The following is a 21,921-nucleotide window of genomic DNA, read 5'->3' as shown; positions in this document are numbered from 1 at the left end:
ATTCTTTGCAATACTTAATTATTCTATAATTAAAATAAATCAACATAGATTAAAAATAATAACTAACATCATAATTTATGAAGTTTATTACGCTAAATTGAGAGTATGCTTAATCCTTGAAGCCTAGTTCAAAGTTTAAGTAACTTGGGGCAAAAAACTCAACATTAATTAACTATTTGTCACAATTTTTAGTGCTAATAGCTAAATGATTAAAAGTTTGTTTGTGCCGATTTACTAACTAGGTTATTGAGTAAGGCGTTCAAACTTTCAACTAAGCCAAGTAACAAGACTAAACACCAAAGCAACTTGAAGGGCGAGACGTAACAATGATTGATAAAATTTTGCTAGCGGTTTCTGGCTTGGGCCATGCAGAAGAAATGCTCAAGACTTTAAAGGAGATGCCATCAATCAAATCCGCAAAGGTTACAGTTCTGCACGTTGTACCTCCCCAAACTACGTCTGAGGCGATGACAGATAAATGGGAAGAGGGTGGTAAAATTCTAGCTAATGCTATTCAGTTTCTGAATTTAGACCCCAGTCAGGTGTCTTCCATTTTGCGCCAAGGTGACCCCAAGGATGTAGTTTGCCAAGTAGCAGATGAAATGGATGCTGACTTGATTATTATGGGTTCAAGGGGACTCAAGCGCTTGCAATCTATTTTATCTAATTCTGTGAGTCAGTATGTTTTCCAGCTTTCTTCTCGCCCGATGTTGCTGGTCAAGGATGACATTTATGTCAAGAGAATTAAGCGCGTTATGGTGGCGATGGATAATTCTGATTCTGCCAGACAATGCTTAAGCTTGGCTCTGTTTCTGTTACAAGGTGTTCAGGGTAGTCAGTTAATCTTGACTAATGTGACTACAGATTTGCGGAGTAAGAAACCTGAAGTTACTGAAATTATCCCAGAAAAAAATACAGTTTTAGCAGAGGCGGTTGCAGAGGCACAAAAGTACGGTGTGCAAACTCGCTGTGTTACCAGTAGCGGTAAACCTGGGGAAGAAATTTGTCGTCTAGCAGAAGAGTTAAATACAGACTTATTATTGCTCGGCTCTCCAGACCGTCGGCCATCGGTGGCTAAGAGTTTTGTCGATATAGACAGACTTATCGGCGCTTCTTTGTCTGACTATGTTCGAGTTAATGCTACTTGTCCTGTGTTGTTGGCGCGGACAGTGGCTTAATATCAGGTTCAATTTAGCGGTTGGTCAACAAAAAACCCCAGCACCAATGGTGTTGGGGTTCTTTATGTTATGCACAAATGTCAAGAATCTTTTCCACCTTCACGGCTAGCAGTTTGGATGTAAAGAACGATTAAAAACACTGCGGGAACTAGAACGAACAGAATGCTCGCTACAAACCCTAGTTCATTTACTTGCATAGCAAGAAAGCCTCTCTTTAATTTCAGTTTCTATTCAACAACTTTAGAATAGCATTATCGATGCCTGTGTTAGCTGAAATTTTTGCCAAGTTAGATGTTAGGGTTTTGTGACTACGCTAACTGGTCCGTTTACTAGGGTTTGACAGGCGAGGCGGTAATTATCAGGCTTTTTCTTGAATTTTTGGTTTTCTACATTTGTGCGGGGGGAAAGGTTTTCCATTCCTTCGACTATCTCTACAATGCAAGTACCGCATTGACCTGCGCCACCGCAATTGGTCATTTTGCCAATAAATTTATATATATCAATGCCATTTTCCATAGCTTTGAGTCGAAGATTAGCCCCATCAGCTGCTATTACTTCTTTGTTTTCTTTGACGAATTTGATGTTACCCATAGCTGATTGATACCTTTTTGACTGTAGGCGTGGCTGGAAAAGCTGAGTCTTGCACAGGTTCCATAGACCATCCTACTTAATTTATGGTAGCTTATTACAAAATATTAAGAAATATCAAGTTTATCAAAGCAGAAATTGCCAAATAAATAGGACAGGTTAAGATACCTGTCCCAATAATCGGTAATCGGTTAGCTTACCTGAAGCCAACGGCTGCTTGCCATACAAAAGCCAACAACAAGAAAAATACGGGAATAACTGGGAGAACATCTACCAAAGGATCGAAGATTTGGTAAGCTTCAGGCAATTTTGCTAATAACAATGCTGCTTCCATGTTTGTCTAAATCCACCTATCTAACACAGAGTTAATATTTGAGATGTATATTAACATGGTTTGGGGTTTGGGGTTTGGGGTTTGGGTCTTTAATATTTTGAGATTGAAGAAATTCTGGGACTGTCCCCATTTTTTAGTTTAACCAATGGGCGAATTCGGTGGCAAAGCGATCGCTTAATATTGCTTCACGAATCTTTTGCGTAAACCGAATTAATTCGGTAATGTTGTGAATACTCAATAATGTGTATCCTAAGATTTCCTGCGATCGCACTAAATGAGAAATATAAGCCCTGCTAAAATTTTGACAAGCATAACATGGGCAAGTTTCATCTAATGGCTCATAATCTTCACGAAACTTAGCATTCTTTAAATTCCAGCGTTCGCCCTGCACAATTGCTGTACCATGTCTCGCCCAACGGGTAGGAATCACACAATCAAATAAATCTACACCAGAAGCGATCGCAATGGCCATTTCCCGATAAGTCCCCACACCCATCAAATAACGGGGCTTTTCCCGTGGTAACAGTGGCGCTGTAGTTCGCACAATATCAGCCATGAGTTCGGGAGGTTCGCCCACACTCACACCACCAATAGCATATCCAGGCAAATCCAACTGCGCTAACTCCTGGGCTGCTTGGGCGCGTAAATCCAGATACACCCCTCCTTGAACGATACCAAACAAAGCTTGATCGCTACGTTGATGAAAAGTCATACAGCGTTCTAGCCAGCGATAAGTCCTCCCAGTTGCAGCTTCCACATCTTCCCGACTAGCTGGATAGGGCGGACATTCATCAAAGGCCATGATTACATCAGCCCCTAAAGTATTTTGGATCTCTATGGAGCGTTCTGGGGTTAAGTGAATAATTTGCCCATCATGGGGTGAGCGAAAAGTTACACCATCTTCGGAAATCTTCCGCATTTCGCTCAAGCTAAACACCTGAAAACCACCGGAATCGGTGAGCATTGGACCATCCCAGCCCATAAATTTGTGTAAACCACCCCCTCCCGCCACAATCCTCTCCCCTGGTTGCAGGTGGAGATGATAGGTATTGGATAAGACCATTTGCGCCCCAGTGCTTTTTAGTTGGTCTGGGGTGACGGTTTTGACATTTGCCAGGGTTCCCACAGGCATAAATCTTGGGGTTTCCACAGGGCCATGAGGTGTGTGAAATACCCCAGCCCTAGCTTTTGTCTGGCTACATTCAGCCAGGGATTGAAAAGAAAAATTGGCACTCAAGGTAAAATTAATGCGATCGCGCTAAATGTTTAAATACTGGCAATTGATTGGTTGTGAATACTTGAGTAATCACTACTAAGCCTGATTTCTCTCTGCGTTCTCTGTGTCTGGTGTGGTAGAAAAAGAAATTTATTTAACCACAGAGGCACAGAGGACACAGAGTTAAGAGGAATGTTTTGACTACAGTTTTTACCCATTTTGAAAGGGGTTGTATTCACGACTAACCTATTACCGACTTTTTGAGTATATGCTTTTTAAAATGAATCAGAACAATCATCGTCAATTTCTGCATCCCATTTGGCGGAGAAGACTTGCTCCATCATCGCTTCGATGGCGTTGACGTTCAAGTTTCGCTCTTTTCGCTCTTGTGAGGGAGTCGAAAGCGGAATCAGCCGTAAACACATATCTTCTTGCAACAAATCAAAGTAGGTTTCTTGTTGCGGTGATTGTTTTAGTTCAAGATAGTCAAAACTATGAACATTCAAGTATAGCGCAGAGTTAGCAACTAGGGTAGACCTTTGAGGGTTGACAAAGACTTCCATTACATCTGCTTCACCCTCACTCTGTATTTTTCCTTCTTGGGTGTAGATGTAGCGGACTCGACCTAAATCAGACAGCAATCGCCGAATGTCGAGCTTATTCACAATTATTCCCGTGTTAACAATACACGGAGCTGGTATCCTGGTGTCGGGTAGATGGTGACTCATAGGAAAATAGGAGATAAGCAAAGGTGAGGTACAACACAGCTAAAAGGTGAATTTCACAGCCTGTTGACCTCGTATATTAAAAAAAACATCAACTTTGCAGGACTATCCTCTAAATTAGGTTTCGGGTAAGTTATTGGTTGAAGAATGCAAAATTAAATTTTTGGTTGTACTGTTAGTCTGTCACGTTTACTGAAATTCAGTTTCAATCAGCACTCGGAGAAGATATTACTCACAACAGCATAACAAAGTTTTTTCCATGAGTCTCTAATCAAAGCCGATCTTATTTAAACCTTTAAAATTCCTGATTGCTGCTCTCGCATTTGTGGATCACAGTTATCTTAGGTATATTAATTAACAAAATGAATCAGCCACAGTGGTGAAAAAATTAGTTTTAAATTTATTCGCTAGTATAATATTTTATACATCTATTCCTCTACCCTATATAAACGGGTTAGACTTGCAAAGGGTGGCGTATTTTGCGCCGCTAGTGGGGCTGATGATTGGGGGAATTTTAGGGCTATGTGATGGCGGAATGAATTATCTGGGGATACCAGTGTTAACTCGTAGTGCTTTGGTAGTAAGTTTTTGGATTGCGATTACGGGCGGATTGCATTTAGATGGGGTGATGGATACTGCTGATGGTTTGGCGGTGGGTAATCCCGAAAAACGATTGGAGGTGATGACAGATAGTGCTACAGGTGCTTTTGGCGCAATGGCGGCGATCGCCTTAATATTACTTAAAACTACAGCTTTAATCGATATTGCTGATCACCGTTGGCTAGTGCTGATGGCGGCTTGTGGCTGGGGACGCTGGGGACAACAAGTGGCGATCGCCTGCTATCCTTATTTAAAACCCACTGGTAAAGGCGCATTTCACAAAGCAGCCATTCGTTCATCCAAAGATTTATTACCGGGACTATTATTGCTATTTATTCTGAGTGGTTTACTGATATTATTAGATAGTCAAAATCTCTGGTTCGCACTCAGTATGATAGTGAGTGGAAGTGCGATCGCCACTCTTACCGGCTTCTGGTTCCATCACAAATTAGGCGGACACACAGGAGACACCTACGGCGCAGTCGTTGAATGGACAGAAGCCTTATTCCTCTGTGTACTCACCATTTTTTAATTACGAATTACGAATTATTTCACTGGTTGTAGCTTTGTCGCCTTCAGTTTAAAAGATCCCACCCCAGTTTCCCCAAAAGACCGGACACGGATAATATAGTTTCCTGTTTCATTGATGCGGGTAAACAGTAAGGAATTGCTAGTACCATCAGGGCCATCATCATTTTCTGCCACTGTTGCTCCATTGGGTGCTAAGAGTGTAATGATGGTGTCAAAACTCTCAGAAGCCAAGTCAATTACTAAATTATCACCCTTATTCAGCTTCACCATATAATCACGGCCAAACCCGCCCTGTCCTGTGGGAATATCTTTGGCTGAGAGTGTATCAGACAATTCCGTACTGAGAGTTAAAGGAATTGGGCTATACAATTTATTTTGAGCAAATCCTACCCTTGTATTGATGCCAATTAGCAACAAAGTGGCAGGAATAATCATTAGTTGTCTTAAACCCACCACAAAAGCTTTACTCATATGATTAAACAGCTTCCCACGAAAACAGGGTAATCGGTTAATTATAAATTTCTCAGATATAACTTGCCTATATAGTTCCAAAAAGCATAGACAAATATCTCATGCCATTTGTTTGCCGGGAATAATCCCGACAGGGCGAACTACAACGCCCCCTATCCCTAGACTAAATGCTGTCGGGACTACTTTACGTAAGATATTCAAACTACCATTGACATCAGCGTGAATCAGTTTACCATTACCTGCTTTATAAAGCTTAGTTCTGATTCTTCGACCACTAAATTTTACTTCTTTCGCGTCAGCTTTTCCATAGGTAGGAATAATATCTTGGTCTAAAAAAGAAGCCACACTGGTGTAAGACTCCTCAGAAACCAATACCTTTATCCCCACTAATTTCGCTTTATAAATCAACTGCTGTACAAATCGATTATGCGGAATACAAACAAAGTTTTGATTATTTCGTTTACCCAAATTAGCATTTTGCTTCCACAGGGGACTTTGACCAATTACTAAAGTCCCAAGCCCCTGCTTCATTAAAAGCTCAATAACTAAACGACTGGCTTTATGCAAATAATTATCAACTCTAAAATTACGTTTTTTAGTTAAACTTTGCAGTTGTTTAGATGTCTTTTGATGACTTGGTAGTAAAGATTGTAATTTAGCTTTTCTTTGATTGTAATAACGATTAATGGATTTGATAATTCTCCCCGAAACCAGAACTGGTAAAAACCCAGGCTGGTTAGATGTTAAGGTAGCTAGATTATCTATGCCTAAATCAATCGCTGCTATAGCATTAGAGTCTAAGTCATAATCTAATTCCTCTTTTTCATACACAGCTTCTAGCACATAATGGTCAATTTTTGGGACAATTCTCACCTGATTTAGATGTACACACTCTATTTTGGTTGGAATGTCAATTTGTGTTTTTGACAGATGAATTACACCAGCTTTCATTTTGGGTTTACTCACAGACTGGGCTGTGTAAACTAATAAATGTCTGCCTTTGTCTTTGTGTTTATATTTGGGTAATTTTGGTCTGCCTAAAAACTTGCTTTTATTTTCTGTATATACTTGAATTGCGGCAAAAAAACTTACCCAGTTGCGATGTAATCCTAATAATACTTGTTGGGCGACTTTGGCGGGTAAAGCTTGATATGGTTCTGTAGATTTTAATTCTTTAGCTAAACAATTGTAATCTAGATATTTTTGAGTCAGAATAAAACTTTGGCGGATGTGGAAGTTAGCATAATTGTAGAGGTTTTTAGCAGCAAAACATAACTGATCAATCTCTTGATAGTGGGGATGATTTCGTTGAATTATATGCCGTTCGACCAACTGCATAGACTAGCTGCAAAAAAATTAAATCCATGATTATATATACTAACATTTGTCGGTACTTGGCTCAATGAATTTATGTTAATTATCTGGCTTCAGATTTGCTCTATCCCCATCTATTAGCTGGTTTCACTGTGATGAATGATCATAGATGGAGATATTTGTCTATATATTCGGCGAAGTTTTACAATACTTTTAGTCTATTTATCTTTCACGGCAGTAGTAACAGCAACTAAACCTAAAACGGCAATCCCATCCTGATTAAGTATTTTTACGGCAGACCTAGCTGTAGCACCAGTGGTATAAATATCGTCAACTAACAACACTGGAACCTGGAGACGGCGACGGCGTAATTCTTCCCCAACAGCAAAGGCTTCAGCTAAGTTACTTTCTCGTTCAGATACTGATAAACCAAATTGTGCTTCAGTTTCTTGGACTCTTTTTAAACCATTTAGCTGCAATTTTAACCCAGTTGTCTGACAGAAACTTTGAGCTATGAGTCCAGCTTGGTTATAACCGCGTTTTTTTTGCTTTTTGGGATGGAGTGGGATGGGGATGACTAAAGGAGGCTGTTGTTTGCACTGGGACACATTGGATAACAACCATGCTTCTCCTAGCCATTGACCTAAAGGGCGGGCAATTTGGGGTTGATTTTCATATTTCATCACAGCGATCGCTCGTTTGACAATACCACCATAAATTCCCCAGCCAAATACAGGTATTGGTTGTTGCCACAAAGTCGTAGGATCTTGGTGCTGGCAATTTTTCAGTTGCTTAGTACAGTAAGGACAAAATTCCCCAGATGTCGGTCTTTGGCATAAAAGACAATTGGATTGGAGAAACAGGTTGAGAAAGTTGTTAAAACTGTGCTTCCAGGTTGGCATTTATACGGAGGGGAGTGTGGGGAGTGTGGGGGGTGTGTGGGGTGTGTGGGGTGTGGGGTGTGGGGAAAAATCCCCTTCAGCTTTTAATTATCGTGGAGCAATTTAACATATACGCGATCGCAGCGTGGGGTTTCTACTCCCGTTGCTGGTTGATAACCATTGCTTTCATACAACTTAACTGCTTCTACTAAAGCACTGGCGGTTTCAATCCAGATTTCCTCAAAACCACGGTTTGCGATCGCCAATTCTAACTGTTGTAACAAATATTTCCCCAGTCCTAAACCCCTGACACTCGATAAAAGATACATTTTGCGAATTTCTACAGCTTTTTTACCACGTTTGATCGGGTAGTATGCTCCCGTACCAACTAGCTGATTTTGGTGTTCGATTACCCAAAACTCACCGCCAGTTGCTAAATAAAATTCTTCTACTTGCAGCACATCTTTGTCTGCGCCCTTGGGTTCCCAACCCAGACCATATTCTGATAATACATAACTGATGACGGAAGCGGCTCTGGTGCGATCGCCTATCTCCCAGTTACGAATCAAAAAATCTTGATAATAGTTTTTCATCTACAAGTCTCCGGGAGTGTGGAAACCGTGTACCTAAAGGTCACGGAGGAAAAACGACACGCTGAATACATTCAGCATCACGTCACTTGCTTTATTACTATTTACGGGTTACGATTGCACATAAAATTTTTCTGGTTCTATATCCCAATGTACCCAGTCAATCAGTAAGTCGGCGCAAAAATTTAAATCTCTGTCAGGAAATATAAAGACAACGAATAACTTGACAATAGGGATTTTCATCTTTTTACAAAACTCAACATACATTTGTTTTATTGTACCAACTGACTTATTGATAATAAGTTATTACATCTAATTCAGTAGTTTTACTAAAAATGTAGCCAGATAAAAAAAGGTAAAATATGGCTAAGTGTCGTAACCGTGGCACTATTCACTTCCAAACAAAATTAAAATTTATGTATATTTAAATACTTTGGACAAAATAAGAGCGTTGATAATTTTTGGCAAAAACGGCAAAAACAAGCATACATAAGCGTTTCGAGAAAAAGGTTGTTTAGAATCTAAAACCCTTATCCTACCGTCAATACATTAAAAAACCCTTGTGGGAAACCTTCAAGGAATTTTTAGGACTGATTGTTTTTGCCAAGCCTAGCAAGAAACGGGAGTTCATGGTTGAAGCATTATCATCTCACCCTCGTAATTTGGCTAAGGTATTGATATTTAATTGATACTTAATAAGTATAAACCCGACTTTATCAGGGTTCCTAAGAATGAACACAGTCCTTAACTGTGAGACTCCGGATATGTTTAGATCAGAGTTCCATGCTAAATTAATGCGTGTAAACTAAAACATTACATATACGCTAGTCCTACAAGCGAAAACCAAGCTGTTCAGGGATGCGTTACTAGTATCAATTAGTTTATTTTTGGGTCTTGGGAACCAGTACTCCTGCCCCTACAGAAAATATAAGACCAAAGAAGCTACAAAGCAAGTCAGGCATTTCTGTTGAATGGCAAAACCCACACTGTACCCCTATGGGAGTCATAGTGTAGTAGTTCACATAACTTCAAAAATTAACAAAATGAACAACAAAGAACAAACATCAACAAACCCACAACAGCTAAACTGCAACAAAATGCCACTATTTGAACCAGTCAACTTGGAACACCAAGATAGCGTAGTTGGTGGATTTTTATCTTCGTTGATTTTAAATGTGTTTCCTGATACATTGATTCCAGGAAGAGCAGAGGCAGTAGCGATCGCAAATGAAGCCGCAGAGACAGCCGCACAGGCAGCCGTAGAGGCAGAGTCCAGGGGATTTTCGATTCAGTTTCTTTTTAGTGTCTTAATCTAGAAATACGAAACAGCATAAGTTTTTGAACAGTTAACAGTTATCAGTCAAGAGAGATAATTGGGTTTAAGTCCTCACTGTATCGGCGTTAACTGATAACTGTTCACTCATAACGCAAAGCATTAGCGGTAAGCGTTGGGTTCTAAATCCCCCACCATACGCCTTGTTAACTGTTAACTGTTAACTGATTGCATAACTCCTAGTATAGGCGCTCTAGGCGCAAAAAAGAATCAAGCGTTTCATCTAAATACAAACTGCTGTAATTTGGGATATTAACCAGATAGCATTTAAATACGTCTAAACAGACTCTTCAGGATTAAAAGGTCATTAAGCATCAATGTCGCAATTTTATTTTGATACAGACAATAACGGTCATAAATCTTTTGAATTACCAGGCGCTAGACCGCACTACAACCCCGACCGCCCCGGACAAGTAGAGCATATTTTTCTCGATTTGTGCTTGGATATTCCTCACCAAAGTTACCACGGTACTTGCAACATTCGCCTGTTGCCGATCCGTAATGGTATTGACCGTTTGACTTTGGATGCTGTCAACTTAAATATCCAGTCTGTACAGGTAGATGAGATAGCCCAAGATTTTGACTATAACGGCGAACAGCTAACTATTCAACTTTCTCAACCAACGCAGATTGGTAAGCATTTATTGATTGCGATCGCCTACTCGGTAGAAAAACCCCAACGCGGTATATACTTCATTCAACCAGACCAATACTACCCCAACAAGCCCACCCAAGTCTGGACTCAAGGTGAAGACGAGGACTCTCGTTTCTGGTTTCCCTGCTTCGACTATCCCGGACAACTTTCAACTTCCGAAATTCGGGTGCGAGTTCCCAAAAACTTGGTAGCTATTTCCAACGGCGAACTCATAGACACCCAAAAAGATGGGGACGAAAAAATCTACCATTGGTCACAAAAACAGATTCATCCAACCTACTTAATGACTTTAGCCGTCGGTGATTTTGCCGAAATTCGTGACGAATGGCAAGGTAAACCCGTAACCTACTACGTAGAAAAAAGTAGAAAAGACGATGCTAAACGCAGCATGGGCAAAACTCCCCGCATGATGGAGTTTTTGAGCGAAAAGTATGGTTATGCTTATGCTTTTCCTAAATATGCCCAAGTTTGTGTGGATGATTTCATCTTTGGCGGAATGGAAAATACTTCCACAACCCTACTAACAGATAGATGTTTACTCGATGAACGCGCCGCCTTAGATAATCGTGGCACAGAAAGTTTAGTTGTTCACGAATTAGCACACCAGTGGTTTGGTGACTTACTCGTAATTAAACATTGGTCTCATGCTTGGATTAAGGAAGGTATGGCTTCCTATTCTGAAGTAATGTGGACAGAACATGAATATGGCGACCAAGAAGCCGCATATTATCGATTATCAGAAGCTAGAAGTTACTTAAGCGAAGATAGCAACCGCTACCGCCGCCCGATGGTAACTCATGTTTACCGCGAAGCCATAGAACTTTATGACCGCCATATCTACGAAAAAGGATCTTGTGTTTATCACATGATACGGGCGGAATTAGGAGAAGAATTATTTTGGCAAGCAATTCACACCTTTGTTCAAGATAATGCCCATAAAACTGTAGAAACAATAGATTTACTCCGCGCCATTGAAAAGGCTACTGGGCGTAATTTAACATTCCTCTTCGATCAATATGTTTATCGTGGTGGCCATCCTGATTTTAAAGTCGCTTATGCTTGGGATGGAGATGCCAATTTAGCCAAAGTGACAGTCACTCAAACCCAAGCCGACAAAAATGATAGTAAAGATTTGTTTGACCTGAAAATTCCCATTGGTTTTGGCTACACTCAACCGGGTAAACCTGCACAACTCAACACTTTCACTGTGCGGGTAAATGAACGGGAACAAAGCTTTTACTTCCCCTTAGCAGAAAAACCCCAATTTGTCAGCTTTGATGTGGGTAATCATTTCCTCAAAACTGTAACTTTGGAATATTCAGTACCAGAGTTGAAAGCACAGTTAGAATTTGACCCTAACCCCATTTCTCGCATCTATGCAGCCGAAGCTTTAGCAAAAAAAGGTGGATTAGAAGCTACCAATGCTTTGTCAGATGCACTCAAACATGATTCATTTTGGGGTGTGCAGGTGGAAGCTGCTAAACAACTCGCAGAAATTAAGTTAGATCAAGCCTTTGATGGGTTAGTTCCAGGATTACAAGACCAAAATGCTTTTGTGCGGCGTGCGGTGGTAGAAGCCTTGGCGACAATCAAAACCCATGACAGTTACAAGGCTGTGAAAAACTTGGTGAAAAATGGCGATCCTAGTTACTACGTGGAAGCATCCGCTAGTCGGGCTTTGGGGTCAATTGCATCTGTAAATTTGGCAGAAAAAGTTAAGGAAGAAAAGGTAATTAAGCTGCTGCAATCGGTTTTGGCAGAAAAAGCGGGTTGGAATGAAGTGGTGCGGAGTGGTGCAGTTGGTGGTTTAGCTGCACTGAAAACCTCGGAAGCTGCTTTAAATCTGCTGCTAGAATACACTAAACCTGGTGTACCACAACCGTTGCGTATAGCCACAATTCGGGCTTTAGGCAAGATTTCTGTGGGTCAAAGTCCGATGAATTTAGAACGGATTTTAGAAAAGTTAGCAGAACTAGCCAAAGAAACTTTCTTTTTAACCCAAGTAGCTGTAGTTACGGCCTTGGGACAAATGGAAACTCGCAAAGCTATGGGGATTTTGCGATCGCTAGCCGACCAAACAGCCGACGGGCGTGTGCGTCGCTATGCTGAAGAGGAAATTTCCAAGGTGCAAAAGAATGTGGGTACAGACAATGCACTGCGCCAAATGCGGGAGGAACTCGACCAACTCAAACAACAAAACCAAGAACTGAAAAGTCGCTTGGAAGGTTTGGAAGCAAAATCTAAATAGTCATTGGTCAATCAATTTTAGATTTTAGATTTTAGATTTTGGATTAGGACTTACGCAAAAACCCTCTCAAACCCTTATTCCTCCGTGTCCTCTGCGTCTGGTGTGGTATGCCTCCGGCACGCTCCGCGTTAAGCGTAATTTGTGCGTAAGTCCTATAGATTTTGGATTAGACTGCAATCTAAAATCGCAAATCCAAAATCCAAAATTCTTTACTCCCCACTCCCCAATCCCAACGGAATATTTGTACTTTTATAAAGTATAATTAAGGAAAAGATAAAAACATCTGGGCAGTACGGTAGGCTAAAACCGCCGAGAATATCACCCGGAAACAATTTAAATATCTAGTTTTTTTCCCAAAACTACCAAAACTCCAGACTTACAATTCATTTGTAAGTAAGGACATAAAAAACCAAAGTATATAATTCCCAGTTGAAGAGGTATGTAAAGGCGTGGCTCAGAATCAGCCTGGTCAGCTAAGACGCTACAATTCAGAGGCGATCGCTCGTCACTATCGTTACCGTCCCTGGCTTGCTTGGGGGCGAATGTTACAAGTTATCTGGTCTTTTGCTGTCTTTATTTTGAGTCTCAAGTGGGACGAATGGCAAGATAAAGTTGAGCAAAACAAAGGTAAACGCGCTACACAGTTACGAGAATTACTCACTAGACTTGGCCCGACATTTATTAAGGTAGGTCAAGCCCTATCCACTCGGCCAGACTTAGTACGCAAGGATTTCTTAGAGGAACTGATCAAGCTACAAGACCAGTTACCACCTTTTGATAATGCGATCGCTTATCAAATTATCGAAACCGAATTAGACAGACCCATCTCTGACGTTTACAGCGAATTATCAGCTAGTCCAGTGGCTGCTGCTAGTTTAGGGCAAGTTTATCGTGGTCGTCTACTAACTGGCGAAGAAGTGGCTGTGAAAGTGCAGCGCCCCAACTTACGCCCAGTCATCACACTCGACCTTTATTTGATGCGCTGGATGGCTGGGTGGTTAGCGCCTTGGCTACCCCTGAATCTCGGACACGATCTGACTTTAATTGTGGACGAGTTTGGCATCAAATTATTTGAAGAAATCGACTACATCAATGAAGGTCGTAACGCCGAAAAATTTGCCAACAATTTCCGCAACGATCCGCGAGTTAAAATTCCTGTAATTTACTGGAGTTATACCAACACCCATGTTTTAACACTGGAATGGATTAATGGCTTCAAACTCACCGATACTAGCAGAATCAAGGCAGCAGGTTTAGACCCAGAGGGTATTATTCAAATTGGCGTGACTTCCGGACTGCAACAGCTATTGGAACACGGTTTTTTCCATGCTGACCCCCATCCAGGAAATTTGTTTGCTATGCCTGATGGACGCATGGCTTACATTGATTTCGGCATGATGGATCAGCTAGAGGAACCCACCAAAGAAACTCTAGTAGATGCTCTAGTACATCTGGTAAACAAAGACTACGCCGATTTAGCCGCAGATTTTGTTGCATTAGGTTTTCTGACACCAGACACGAATATTTGCCCCATTATCCCGGCATTAGAATCAGTATTGGGAAATGCCATTGGCAAAAATGTCAAGGAATTTAACTTCAGAACCATAACTGATGAGTTCTCGGAACTGATGTATGAATATCCGTTTCGAGTTCCTGCCAAATTCGCCTTGATTATTCGTTCTTTGGTGACTCAAGAAGGTATTGCTCTGAGTCTCAACCCCAACTTCAAAATTGTGGAAGTGGGTTATCCCTACATAGCACGACGCTTACTAACTGGGGAATCTCCAGAATTAAGGCGGCGACTACTAAACGTCTTATTTAAAGATGGTAAATTCCAGTGGCAACGCTTAGAGAATTTGATCGAAATCGCTCGTACTGACGGCAGCTTTGATGTATTACCTACAGCACAAATGGGATTACAATATCTCATGTCTGAGGAAGGTAAATTTCTCCGCCGACAGCTAGTGCTAGCACTCACCGAAGATGACCGCCTCCATACCGCAGAAGTTCAACGCCTGTGGGATTTGGTTAAAGATGACATTCAACCCAATCGTTTGTTAGACGTAGCCATCGGTATGTTGACAGAATTATCGAGAGAAAGCGTAGCTGCTATTATTCCCAAATCTGCTTTCTTCGCTGCTTTTAGTAGTGTTCAACCAAACAGTAAAAAATAAAAATCCCCAAATTTTTACTGCATAATTTTCTCGTATAAATCCGGAGTTTTCATGTACTATTACCCTGAACAACCGCCCTATTTTCTGTTAACTATTGGTTTTTTTATCGCATTGACTTCTGGGCTGGCATTATCTGGCACACTCAAAGTAATAGTACAGCAATGGCCAAAAGATAGTGGAGAAGATACTAAATCTCCTTCTCCTTCCTCATTAAAACAATTATTTGTACCATTTTTGGGAATTACTGGCGGTGTTTCTCTATTTCTCTCATCAGGTTTAGAGATATTTGGCTTTCCCTCCCTTTTAGCTTTGGGTGTGGGTTTACCAGTCAGTCTGCTCACTTGTTTACTGGTTTGGCTACAATTGGGAAGTCTGCTAACTTTTGCCAAACGCCAAGGAATGCAAGCTCTAGATTTAGATTCTTGAGCTTATAAGTATTGATAATTACAAAGCTATTTTTACAGCATTTTTCGGTGAATTAGACCACTGTTTAAGCTAAAAATATCTTTAAGTGCTGAATAATTGCCACTCAGCACTTTTTTTGTGATTAATTAAATTTAGTTTTAGTTATAGTAAAATTTAGCATTTTTTAAAGCCATAATTCTCGCTAAATTTAAGCGGTAGTGATAGCCAATTCTGCGTTGCAGTTTTTCCCATGAACTTTTTTGCTTGTTACTATAGGAAGCATCTGTATGATGAATGACATCTTTAATTTCTTGCCAATTATCTTGGGAAATCGTCCAGCCTACCTTAGTCGCAGCTATTCCCATTGCATTACCTGCACCAGCATGAATCCCTCTTAATTCCAAATACCTACCAATCATTGCCCAGTATTTTAAGTAATCTACTTCCCTGCCATTGTCTCTAGTAATAATAAATAAAGATTCTCCTATATAAGTAACAGTTTGTAAATCTATATTTAAATGTGAAGCTACCTTTTGCAGAGGCTGCAATCTTTCAGGATTATACTTGGTAACGTGTTCTACCAAGTTTTCATAGTGTCCGGCTGTAATGCCTGGTTTCCAGTGTAAATTATCTGGTAAAGTAGCTAATATTCTGGTGTCTGCATCAATATGAATTGCCGTGGAAAATTTTGATAAAGCTGTTTCCATGAGAATACTTTTGTCATGATAACAATGCAGAATCCCGTGTTGGCGATGTTGAAATGCTAAAACATTAGCATTGTCTTGAAAACATCTTGGTTCGTCTGTTAATACTAACAATTTAGTGCCAGGAGCATATTTTTCTAAATCACTCGCCAATTGTTGCGCTAAAAGACGATATTTATCTCTTAAGGCTAATGTACAAAAGCAGAAATCTTTGTGTTCGTAACTCATAAACTGCTGAATAATTAATTGTATTTAATCTTGATTCCCGTAGAGACAAAACCAGAATTCAAATTGGACTGGAGGAATAATCACATTTTAGCAATACATATTATGTTCATGAAAATATATAGACAAAATGCCAGATTAAATTTGTCATAAATAATACGAGGGTGTAATTTTCAATATTGTGTATACAATCATCAATTAATTTAACTTTTAGGGTAGCATTATTTATCATTTCTTTATAATCAGATGTTTATCCACAATCAAGGTATCCTGGAATATTATCTGTCTGCTGTCTGAGTTATGAGATACTAGAGTTCTGATACAAGTAATTTATTAGCTCAACAGTTCGAGCGTTGGGAAGTTGGGAGGGGTTGCAGAGTGGCTGATGATATAAGTACAGTAAGCCCAGAACAAATTGATGTGCAGGACTTTTCTTGGCCTTTCTGGTTGATACTGCCACTCTACCCTTATGGCAAGCGGCGGACAATCCGTAAAGAAGTAGTTAAAGACACAATCTGGACTTTTGACCAAATGCAGGGGATTTTCTACGTTGTTGTGCCGATTCGCATGACTGTAGTTAAGCTAGATCAAGGTGGTCTTTTGGTATATGCTCCCGTTGCGCCTACCCCAGAATGTGTCAGACTCGTGCAAGAGTTGGTGGCAGAACACGGCGATGTTAAGTATATTATTTTGCCCACTGTCTCCGGGCTAGAACATAAAGTATTTGTGGGACCCTTTGCGAGATACTTTCCCAGCGCACAGGTTTTTGTCACTCCTCATCAATGGAGTTTTCCGTTAAATCTACCCATCAGTTGGTTGGGTTTACCTGCTAAACGGACTCATATATTACCGGAAGATAGTAGCAAATCCCCATTTGCTGAGGAATTTGACTACGCGATTCTCGGTCCTATTGAGTTGGGGCCGGGAAGGTTTGCGGAAGTGGCTTTTTTTCACAAGCGATCGCATACTCTATTAGTAACAGATTCAGTGGTATCTGTATCCGCAGATCCGCCAGCGATCGTGCAATTAGATGCATATCCCTTGCTATTCCATGCCAAAGACAGGGCATCTGATATGATTGCAGACAATCAAGCAAATCGCCGTAAAGGATGGCAACGGGTTTCGTTATTTGCTTTGTATTTTCGTCCCAGTGTCTTAGAAGTGGTCAAATGGGGTAAAGTTTTGCGTGAGGCGATTAAAGCCCCCAATCGCTCACCAAAAGCCTATTTTGGTTTATTTCCCTTTAAATGGCATTCAGATTGGCAGCGCTCATTCGATATACTCAGAGGTGAGGGTCGTTTGTTTGTTGCACCCATTTTGCAGACACTCATTCTCAACCGCGCACCGAGAGAAACCATTGACTGGGCGCAGAAGGTGGCGAGTTGGGATTTTCAGTGGATTATTCCTTGTCATTTCGACTCACCAATTAAAGCAAAGCCGGAGCAGTTTCGTCAAGCATTCTCTTTCTTAGAACAGCATCCGATTTCTCATACGGGTTTACCAGAGGAGGATTTTCAACTACTTAAAGAAATTGATCAAGGTTTAAATAAATTTGGTATTGTACCACCACCAAGGGAGAAAGTGTAGGACGAAACTGAGTTAAAGAAAGCCGCTAAAAGTAGTGATTGCTGCTGAACATTTGAGAAGAATTAAGCTAGAAATTGAATATACAGCATATCTCATCTGAGTAGGTCAAGACCCGCAAAATCCCCAAAAAACCGCTAAACTCATGATTAATTACAGCGCATTGCGGGTTTATGAGGTACACGAAGAAATTATGATCCACAGATGTAGACGCGTTAGCGGCTTGCCGTAGGCTACACAGATGAACACAGATAAATCTGTACTTCATCTCAATGAAAACTGCTGTAGAATCTTCGGTGGTGAAAAAGGAAAAGATTCCATAAATTAGATAATTATTACCCAATTTTGCATTATGGCAGTTTTCACTCTTTGTCAGGTACACCGATAACTGGCGTGGGGTAGCCAAAGGATTAATTAACTACAGATATACACAGACAGGACTTACGCACAAAGAAGGGAAAAACGAACCACAGAGGACGCAGAGTACACAGAGTCATGAGAGGTTGGGAGGTTTTTTGCGTAAGTCCTAACAGATAAATCCTTACCTCAGCAGATGAGGAAACGCCATCACTAAATTAACTTTTGAGTAAAACTTAGTTTGATTATGCCCCGTTCTAAAATTTTCACTACATCTTTTGACTTTCAAGAAGTTTACCCCTGTCCCGTTTGTCGCGTAGGGAAAATTTCTCATATGCCAATGATGGAAACTATGGCTTGTGACTTTTGCCATGAGATTTTTACCGTTAATCTAGAACAACAACAAATCAAGATGCCTTCTCGCCAACCTCCCCTGATTTGGCGCTGGAATGGCTTTAACTGGACAGAAGCCCAGTTGGAGGGGGTGGAATTAGGTTGGGGTTATGGGCTAGCCGCAATTGCTTTTGTGGTGCTGCCCACAAGTTTAGTTGGTCTAGTCGCTTACTATTTTCCCCCAATATCTGATGATCCCATTACTTGGCTACCATATATCTGGTCAATACTAACTTTTTTGTCACATTTATCTATTATTCTGTGGATTTTAGTTGAGATTTATCAGATTCCAGTTGTCGCTTATTTGAGAGCTATGAATCGCTGGAGAAATGGGATGATGGGGCGATAGTATGGCAAAAGTCAAAAGCGCAAAAATCCGAATTTGATGAAGTAGGAAAATGGGTATAAGGCTGATGACAAACTATGACATCGATACAAAACTACACATTTCACCTGGCGATCGCCGTAGAGTTTCGGTGTATACAAAGAAGATAGAGGATTTTGGAATTTCCCACAAAAAGGTTATTTATGAACTGAGTTAGCTAAGACACCCTTGTATAATATTTAAATATCAGTCTGGAATTGAGAGCAGATAGAGAACAGCTCGAATTGAATTTATGCCTGTGGACAAGAACCCGCCCACGGGCTTCGTCAAAACAGGAATTAGAACCGATTCCAGTCTTATGAGTAGATTTGAGGAGGTTTAATCTAGCGGCTGCATCACTCATACTTAATTTGATTGTTGACAAAAATATCATAATGAGCGAGATGGAGCAGTATTATCGAGTATTAGAAATAGAACCTGGAGCGACACTTGAGGAAGTAAACCAGGCTTATAAAGACTTGGTTTTTATTTGGCATCCAGATCGCATTCCTCAAGAAAATCACCGATTACAGAAGAAAGCTCAAGACAAGCTAAAAGCCATTAATGAAGCTCGTGATCAATTGCGATCTTTGCATGGTAAACATAAAAATATTCATCGTTCTCCAACATCTCAACCAAAAAAACCACCTCAAAGTACCTACAAACCACCTAAAACTAACCCTGATTTGAGTGGTAAAGATTTCAGTGGCTCTAACTTAAGTAACAAAGATTTATCTGGCAGAAACTTGAGTTACGCTGATTTGAGTGGCGCGGATCTGAGTGATACTTTTATGCACAAAGTTATTCTCCGAGGTGCAAATTTATCTGAAGCCAATTTGTTTCGAGCTAACTTACTTTTAGCCGATATGAGAGAAGCTAACTTGCGCTCTAGTTACTTGATTGGTGCGGATCTCAGTGGAGCCGACTTGCGCGGAGCCGACTTGACAGGAGCGCGGATTCGTTCAGGCGATCGCCTGATGGTAAAATTGATTGGTGCTAACTTAGCTGGGGCAATCATGCCTGATGGTGTCATCCATAGTTAACATAATTACACAAAGGAACTATTGTTAACGTAAAGATCAGTTTTATTTATGAACATTGCCATTATTGGTTGTGGTTACGTTGGCTGTGCAGTGGCTGAATTTTGGCAGCAAAAAATGACTTTGATGATTACAGCTACCACAACTAACCCTGAGCGTATCCCGACTTTACAAAGTTTAGCCCAAAAAGTTGTAGTCACCCAAGGGAACGACCGAGAACAACTAAAATCTGTATTGCAAAATCAAGATATTGTGCTGTTGAGTATTGGCGCAAAAGGGGCAAATGTATATGAAGAAACTTATCTAAATACTGCCAAAACTCTAGTTGAAATTTTACCAGATATTCCTAGTATTAAGCAACTGATATATACTGGGAGTTATTCAGTTTATGGCGACCAGAACGGTGCTTGGGTAGATGAACAAACCCTAGCGAAACCAAGCCATGATAATGGCAAAATTCTCAAAGCAACTGAAGATGTCTTACTAGCAGCATCTAGTGACAAGCTCCGCGTTTGTATCTTAAGGTTGGGAGGTATTTATGGCCCTAATCGGGAACTGATGAAAATATTTAGTAGAGTTCCTGGTACAACTCGTCCCGGTAATGGTGAAGAGGCTGCTAATTGGATTCACTTGGATGATATTGTTGGGGCTATAGAATTTGTGCGTCAACATCATTTACAAGGTATTTATAATCTGGTAGATGATGCTTATCTTACTACTCGCCAATTGCTTGATAGCTTGTTGGAAAAACATGATTTACCCAAAGTAAAATGGGATAATACTCTTAAAAATAACCGTTCATATAATACTAGAGTATCTAATCAAAAAATCAAAGAGGCTGGATATAAATTAATTCATCCAAAAATAATTTTTTAAGAGTTTTAATATAGCCTTATTCACGAGAGAAAGGTATAGAAAAGAATGAAATAACCACAGATGGACACAGATAAACACAGATAAACTATTTAAATCGGGAATTTTTATATGGTCAACTCGCTGAATATCAGAATATCTTCTACCCAGTTTTACACCTGGAGAAATTATCGTTGCGCCTACGAATTACATCAACCAGCTAATTTTAGCAGTGAGGGTTTACCTTTACTTTTAATTCATCCAATTGGTGTGGGGTTATCGCGGCAGTTTTGGCAAAGATTTCGCAGCCAATGGTATAGAAAAGGTCATAAAAATTCTATTTACAATCCTGATTTACTCGGATGTGGTGAAAGTGATATGCCCCATGTGGCTTATACTCCTAAAGATTGGGCAGAGCAACTAAATTACTTTTTACAAAAAGTAGTAAAAAAACCTGTGGTAATTGTAGTGCAAGGTGCTTTATTACCAGTTGCTATAGAGTTAGTTCAAAAACAATCAAATTTAATTGCTGGACTGATTTTAGCTGGGCCGCCAGCGTGGCCAGTGATTACAAGAAACTCATCAGAATTGCAGCAAAAGATTGCTTGGAATATATTTGATTCGCCTGTTGGTAATGCTTTTTATCGCTATGCGCGGACAGAAAAGTTTTTGCGTTCTTTCTCAATTCGGCAACTTTTTGGTTCAGAAAAGGGTGTAGATAAAGAGTGGTTAAATATGTTGGTTAAGGGGGCGGAAAATCCTGAAAGTCGCCATGCAGTATTTTCGTTTTTGGCTGGGTTTTGGCGACAGGATTATAGTGGTTATCTTGCTTGTATCAATCAACCAACATTGGTAGTTGTGGGAGAAACCGCATCGAGTATTAGCAAAGAAGGTAAACAAGAAACACCAGATGAACGCTTGGCTGATTATCTCGGCTGTTTACCTCAAGGTAGTGGAACTAAATTACCGGGACGCAACGTTTTACCCTATGAATCAACAGTGGAATTTGTAGAAGCGATCGCACCATTTATTGCCAGCTTAAAAATTGTAACCTAATTCTAAAACAAAACAGCGAAAAGCCAAACACGACTCTTATAGCTACCGCCAAGGAAGTTAGGACATAAACTGAACATAAAAGTTAGACACCGAAAGGCTTTTA

Annotated in this window: 21 protein-coding genes; 11 read left to right on the top strand and 10 right to left on the bottom strand. The window is 40.3% G+C overall.

All coding sequences use genetic code 11. The features are described from left to right. The first annotated feature begins 326 nt into the window (after positions 1 to 326). Positions 327 to 1,178 (top strand): universal stress protein, encoded by an 852-nt coding sequence (locus NSP_RS17015; protein WP_006195025.1) that lies wholly within the window; start codon positions 327 to 329, stop codon positions 1,176 to 1,178. Between the two features lie 80 nt (positions 1,179 to 1,258). Here NSP_RS17015 and psbM read toward each other — a convergent pair whose 3' ends face one another. The 5 genes from psbM to NSP_RS17000 form a co-directional block, all read right to left on the bottom strand. Beyond that, positions 1,259 to 1,375 (bottom strand): photosystem II reaction center protein PsbM, encoded by a 117-nt coding sequence (gene psbM, locus NSP_RS24400; RefSeq protein ID WP_006195024.1) that lies wholly within the window; start codon positions 1,373 to 1,375, stop codon positions 1,259 to 1,261. Positions 1,376 to 1,472: 97 nt separating this feature from the next. Further along, the gene (locus tag NSP_RS17010) at positions 1,473 to 1,769 is read right to left on the bottom strand and encodes a 2Fe-2S iron-sulfur cluster-binding protein (RefSeq protein WP_006195023.1); all 297 of its coding nucleotides are present in this window, start codon (positions 1,767 to 1,769) and stop codon (positions 1,473 to 1,475) included. Between the two features lie 193 nt (positions 1,770 to 1,962). Beyond that, a complete protein-coding gene (locus NSP_RS24395) occupies positions 1,963 to 2,100 on the bottom strand; it encodes a photosystem II reaction center protein K (protein WP_006195022.1) in 138 nt (45 codons plus the stop codon). 133 nt (positions 2,101 to 2,233) lie between these two features. Then, positions 2,234 to 3,337 carry a tRNA guanosine(34) transglycosylase Tgt gene (tgt, locus tag NSP_RS17005; RefSeq protein ID WP_071839324.1) on the bottom strand — a complete coding sequence of 368 codons (1,104 nt, stop codon included), beginning with the start codon at positions 3,335 to 3,337 and terminating at the stop codon, positions 2,234 to 2,236. Positions 3,338 to 3,591: 254 nt separating this feature from the next. Continuing rightward, entirely contained in the window at positions 3,592 to 4,044 is a 453-nt protein-coding gene (locus NSP_RS17000; RefSeq protein ID WP_042201789.1) for a hypothetical protein, read from the bottom strand. Between the two features lie 373 nt (positions 4,045 to 4,417). On the opposite strand from NSP_RS17000, the gene cobS reads away from it, so the two are divergent. Further along, positions 4,418 to 5,173 (top strand): adenosylcobinamide-GDP ribazoletransferase, encoded by a 756-nt coding sequence (gene cobS, locus NSP_RS16995; protein ID WP_071839322.1) that lies wholly within the window; start codon positions 4,418 to 4,420, stop codon positions 5,171 to 5,173. A gap of 14 nt (positions 5,174 to 5,187) precedes the next feature. Here cobS and NSP_RS16990 read toward each other — a convergent pair whose 3' ends face one another. The 4 genes from NSP_RS16990 to NSP_RS16975 all read right to left on the bottom strand — a co-directional run bounded on the left by NSP_RS16990 (position 5,188) and on the right by NSP_RS16975 (position 8,431). Further along, on the bottom strand, positions 5,188 to 5,643 hold the full coding sequence (locus tag NSP_RS16990; RefSeq protein WP_006195018.1) for a PPC domain-containing protein: 456 nt from the start codon (positions 5,641 to 5,643) through the stop codon (positions 5,188 to 5,190). Positions 5,644 to 5,742: 99 nt separating this feature from the next. After that, positions 5,743 to 6,981, bottom strand: coding sequence for an RNA-guided endonuclease InsQ/TnpB family protein (locus NSP_RS16985; protein ID WP_006195017.1), 1,239 nt, complete (start codon positions 6,979 to 6,981; stop codon positions 5,743 to 5,745). Positions 6,982 to 7,175: 194 nt separating this feature from the next. Then, on the bottom strand, positions 7,176 to 7,859 hold the full coding sequence (locus NSP_RS16980) for a ComF family protein (RefSeq protein WP_017804269.1): 684 nt from the start codon (positions 7,857 to 7,859) through the stop codon (positions 7,176 to 7,178). Positions 7,860 to 7,942: 83 nt separating this feature from the next. Then, the gene (locus NSP_RS16975; RefSeq protein WP_006195015.1) at positions 7,943 to 8,431 is read right to left on the bottom strand and encodes a GNAT family N-acetyltransferase; all 489 of its coding nucleotides are present in this window, start codon (positions 8,429 to 8,431) and stop codon (positions 7,943 to 7,945) included. A gap of 1,040 nt (positions 8,432 to 9,471) precedes the next feature. On the opposite strand from NSP_RS16975, the gene NSP_RS16970 reads away from it, so the two are divergent. The 4 genes from NSP_RS16970 to NSP_RS16955 all read left to right on the top strand — a co-directional run bounded on the left by NSP_RS16970 (position 9,472) and on the right by NSP_RS16955 (position 15,264). Further along, complete coding sequence (locus NSP_RS16970; protein ID WP_231859491.1) at positions 9,472 to 9,744, top strand: hypothetical protein; 273 nt, start codon at positions 9,472 to 9,474, stop codon at positions 9,742 to 9,744. A 334-nt stretch (positions 9,745 to 10,078) separates the two neighbouring features. Next, positions 10,079 to 12,664 (top strand): M1 family metallopeptidase, encoded by a 2,586-nt coding sequence (locus tag NSP_RS16965; protein WP_006195013.1) that lies wholly within the window; start codon positions 10,079 to 10,081, stop codon positions 12,662 to 12,664. Between the two features lie 449 nt (positions 12,665 to 13,113). Further along, positions 13,114 to 14,838 (top strand): ABC1 kinase family protein, encoded by a 1,725-nt coding sequence (locus NSP_RS16960; RefSeq protein WP_006195012.1) that lies wholly within the window; start codon positions 13,114 to 13,116, stop codon positions 14,836 to 14,838. A gap of 51 nt (positions 14,839 to 14,889) precedes the next feature. After that, complete coding sequence (locus tag NSP_RS16955; RefSeq protein ID WP_006195011.1) at positions 14,890 to 15,264, top strand: hypothetical protein; 375 nt, start codon at positions 14,890 to 14,892, stop codon at positions 15,262 to 15,264. Positions 15,265 to 15,401: 137 nt separating this feature from the next. Here NSP_RS16955 and NSP_RS16950 read toward each other — a convergent pair whose 3' ends face one another. Further along, positions 15,402 to 16,175 carry a hypothetical protein gene (locus NSP_RS16950; RefSeq protein ID WP_017804268.1) on the bottom strand — a complete coding sequence of 258 codons (774 nt, stop codon included), beginning with the start codon at positions 16,173 to 16,175 and terminating at the stop codon, positions 15,402 to 15,404. A gap of 375 nt (positions 16,176 to 16,550) precedes the next feature. Between NSP_RS16950 and NSP_RS16945 the strand changes: the two genes are divergently transcribed. The 5 genes from NSP_RS16945 (at position 16,551) to NSP_RS16925 (ending at position 21,818) form a co-directional block, all read left to right on the top strand. After that, positions 16,551 to 17,759, top strand: a complete 1,209-nt coding sequence (locus NSP_RS16945; protein ID WP_006195009.1) for a DUF4336 domain-containing protein — start codon at positions 16,551 to 16,553, stop codon at positions 17,757 to 17,759. A 601-nt stretch (positions 17,760 to 18,360) separates the two neighbouring features. Further along, positions 18,361 to 18,855, top strand: a complete 495-nt coding sequence (locus tag NSP_RS16940; protein WP_006195008.1) for a hypothetical protein — start codon at positions 18,361 to 18,363, stop codon at positions 18,853 to 18,855. A 410-nt stretch (positions 18,856 to 19,265) separates the two neighbouring features. Further along, positions 19,266 to 19,913 carry a pentapeptide repeat-containing protein gene (locus tag NSP_RS16935; RefSeq protein WP_173403296.1) on the top strand — a complete coding sequence of 216 codons (648 nt, stop codon included), beginning with the start codon at positions 19,266 to 19,268 and terminating at the stop codon, positions 19,911 to 19,913. A 48-nt stretch (positions 19,914 to 19,961) separates the two neighbouring features. After that, positions 19,962 to 20,786, top strand: coding sequence for an SDR family oxidoreductase (locus NSP_RS16930; protein ID WP_006195006.1), 825 nt, complete (start codon positions 19,962 to 19,964; stop codon positions 20,784 to 20,786). A gap of 108 nt (positions 20,787 to 20,894) precedes the next feature. After that, positions 20,895 to 21,818 carry an alpha/beta fold hydrolase gene (locus tag NSP_RS16925; RefSeq protein WP_006195005.1) on the top strand — a complete coding sequence of 308 codons (924 nt, stop codon included), beginning with the start codon at positions 20,895 to 20,897 and terminating at the stop codon, positions 21,816 to 21,818. Positions 21,819 to 21,921: the final 103 nt, after the last annotated feature.

The sequence above is a fragment of the Nodularia spumigena CCY9414 genome, assembly GCF_000340565.2.
GTDB classification, from domain to species: domain Bacteria; phylum Cyanobacteriota; class Cyanobacteriia; order Cyanobacteriales; family Nostocaceae; genus Nodularia; species Nodularia spumigena.
The sequence above is the reverse complement of the archived record's forward strand: the minus strand, read 5'-3'. Positions and strand labels throughout refer to the sequence as shown.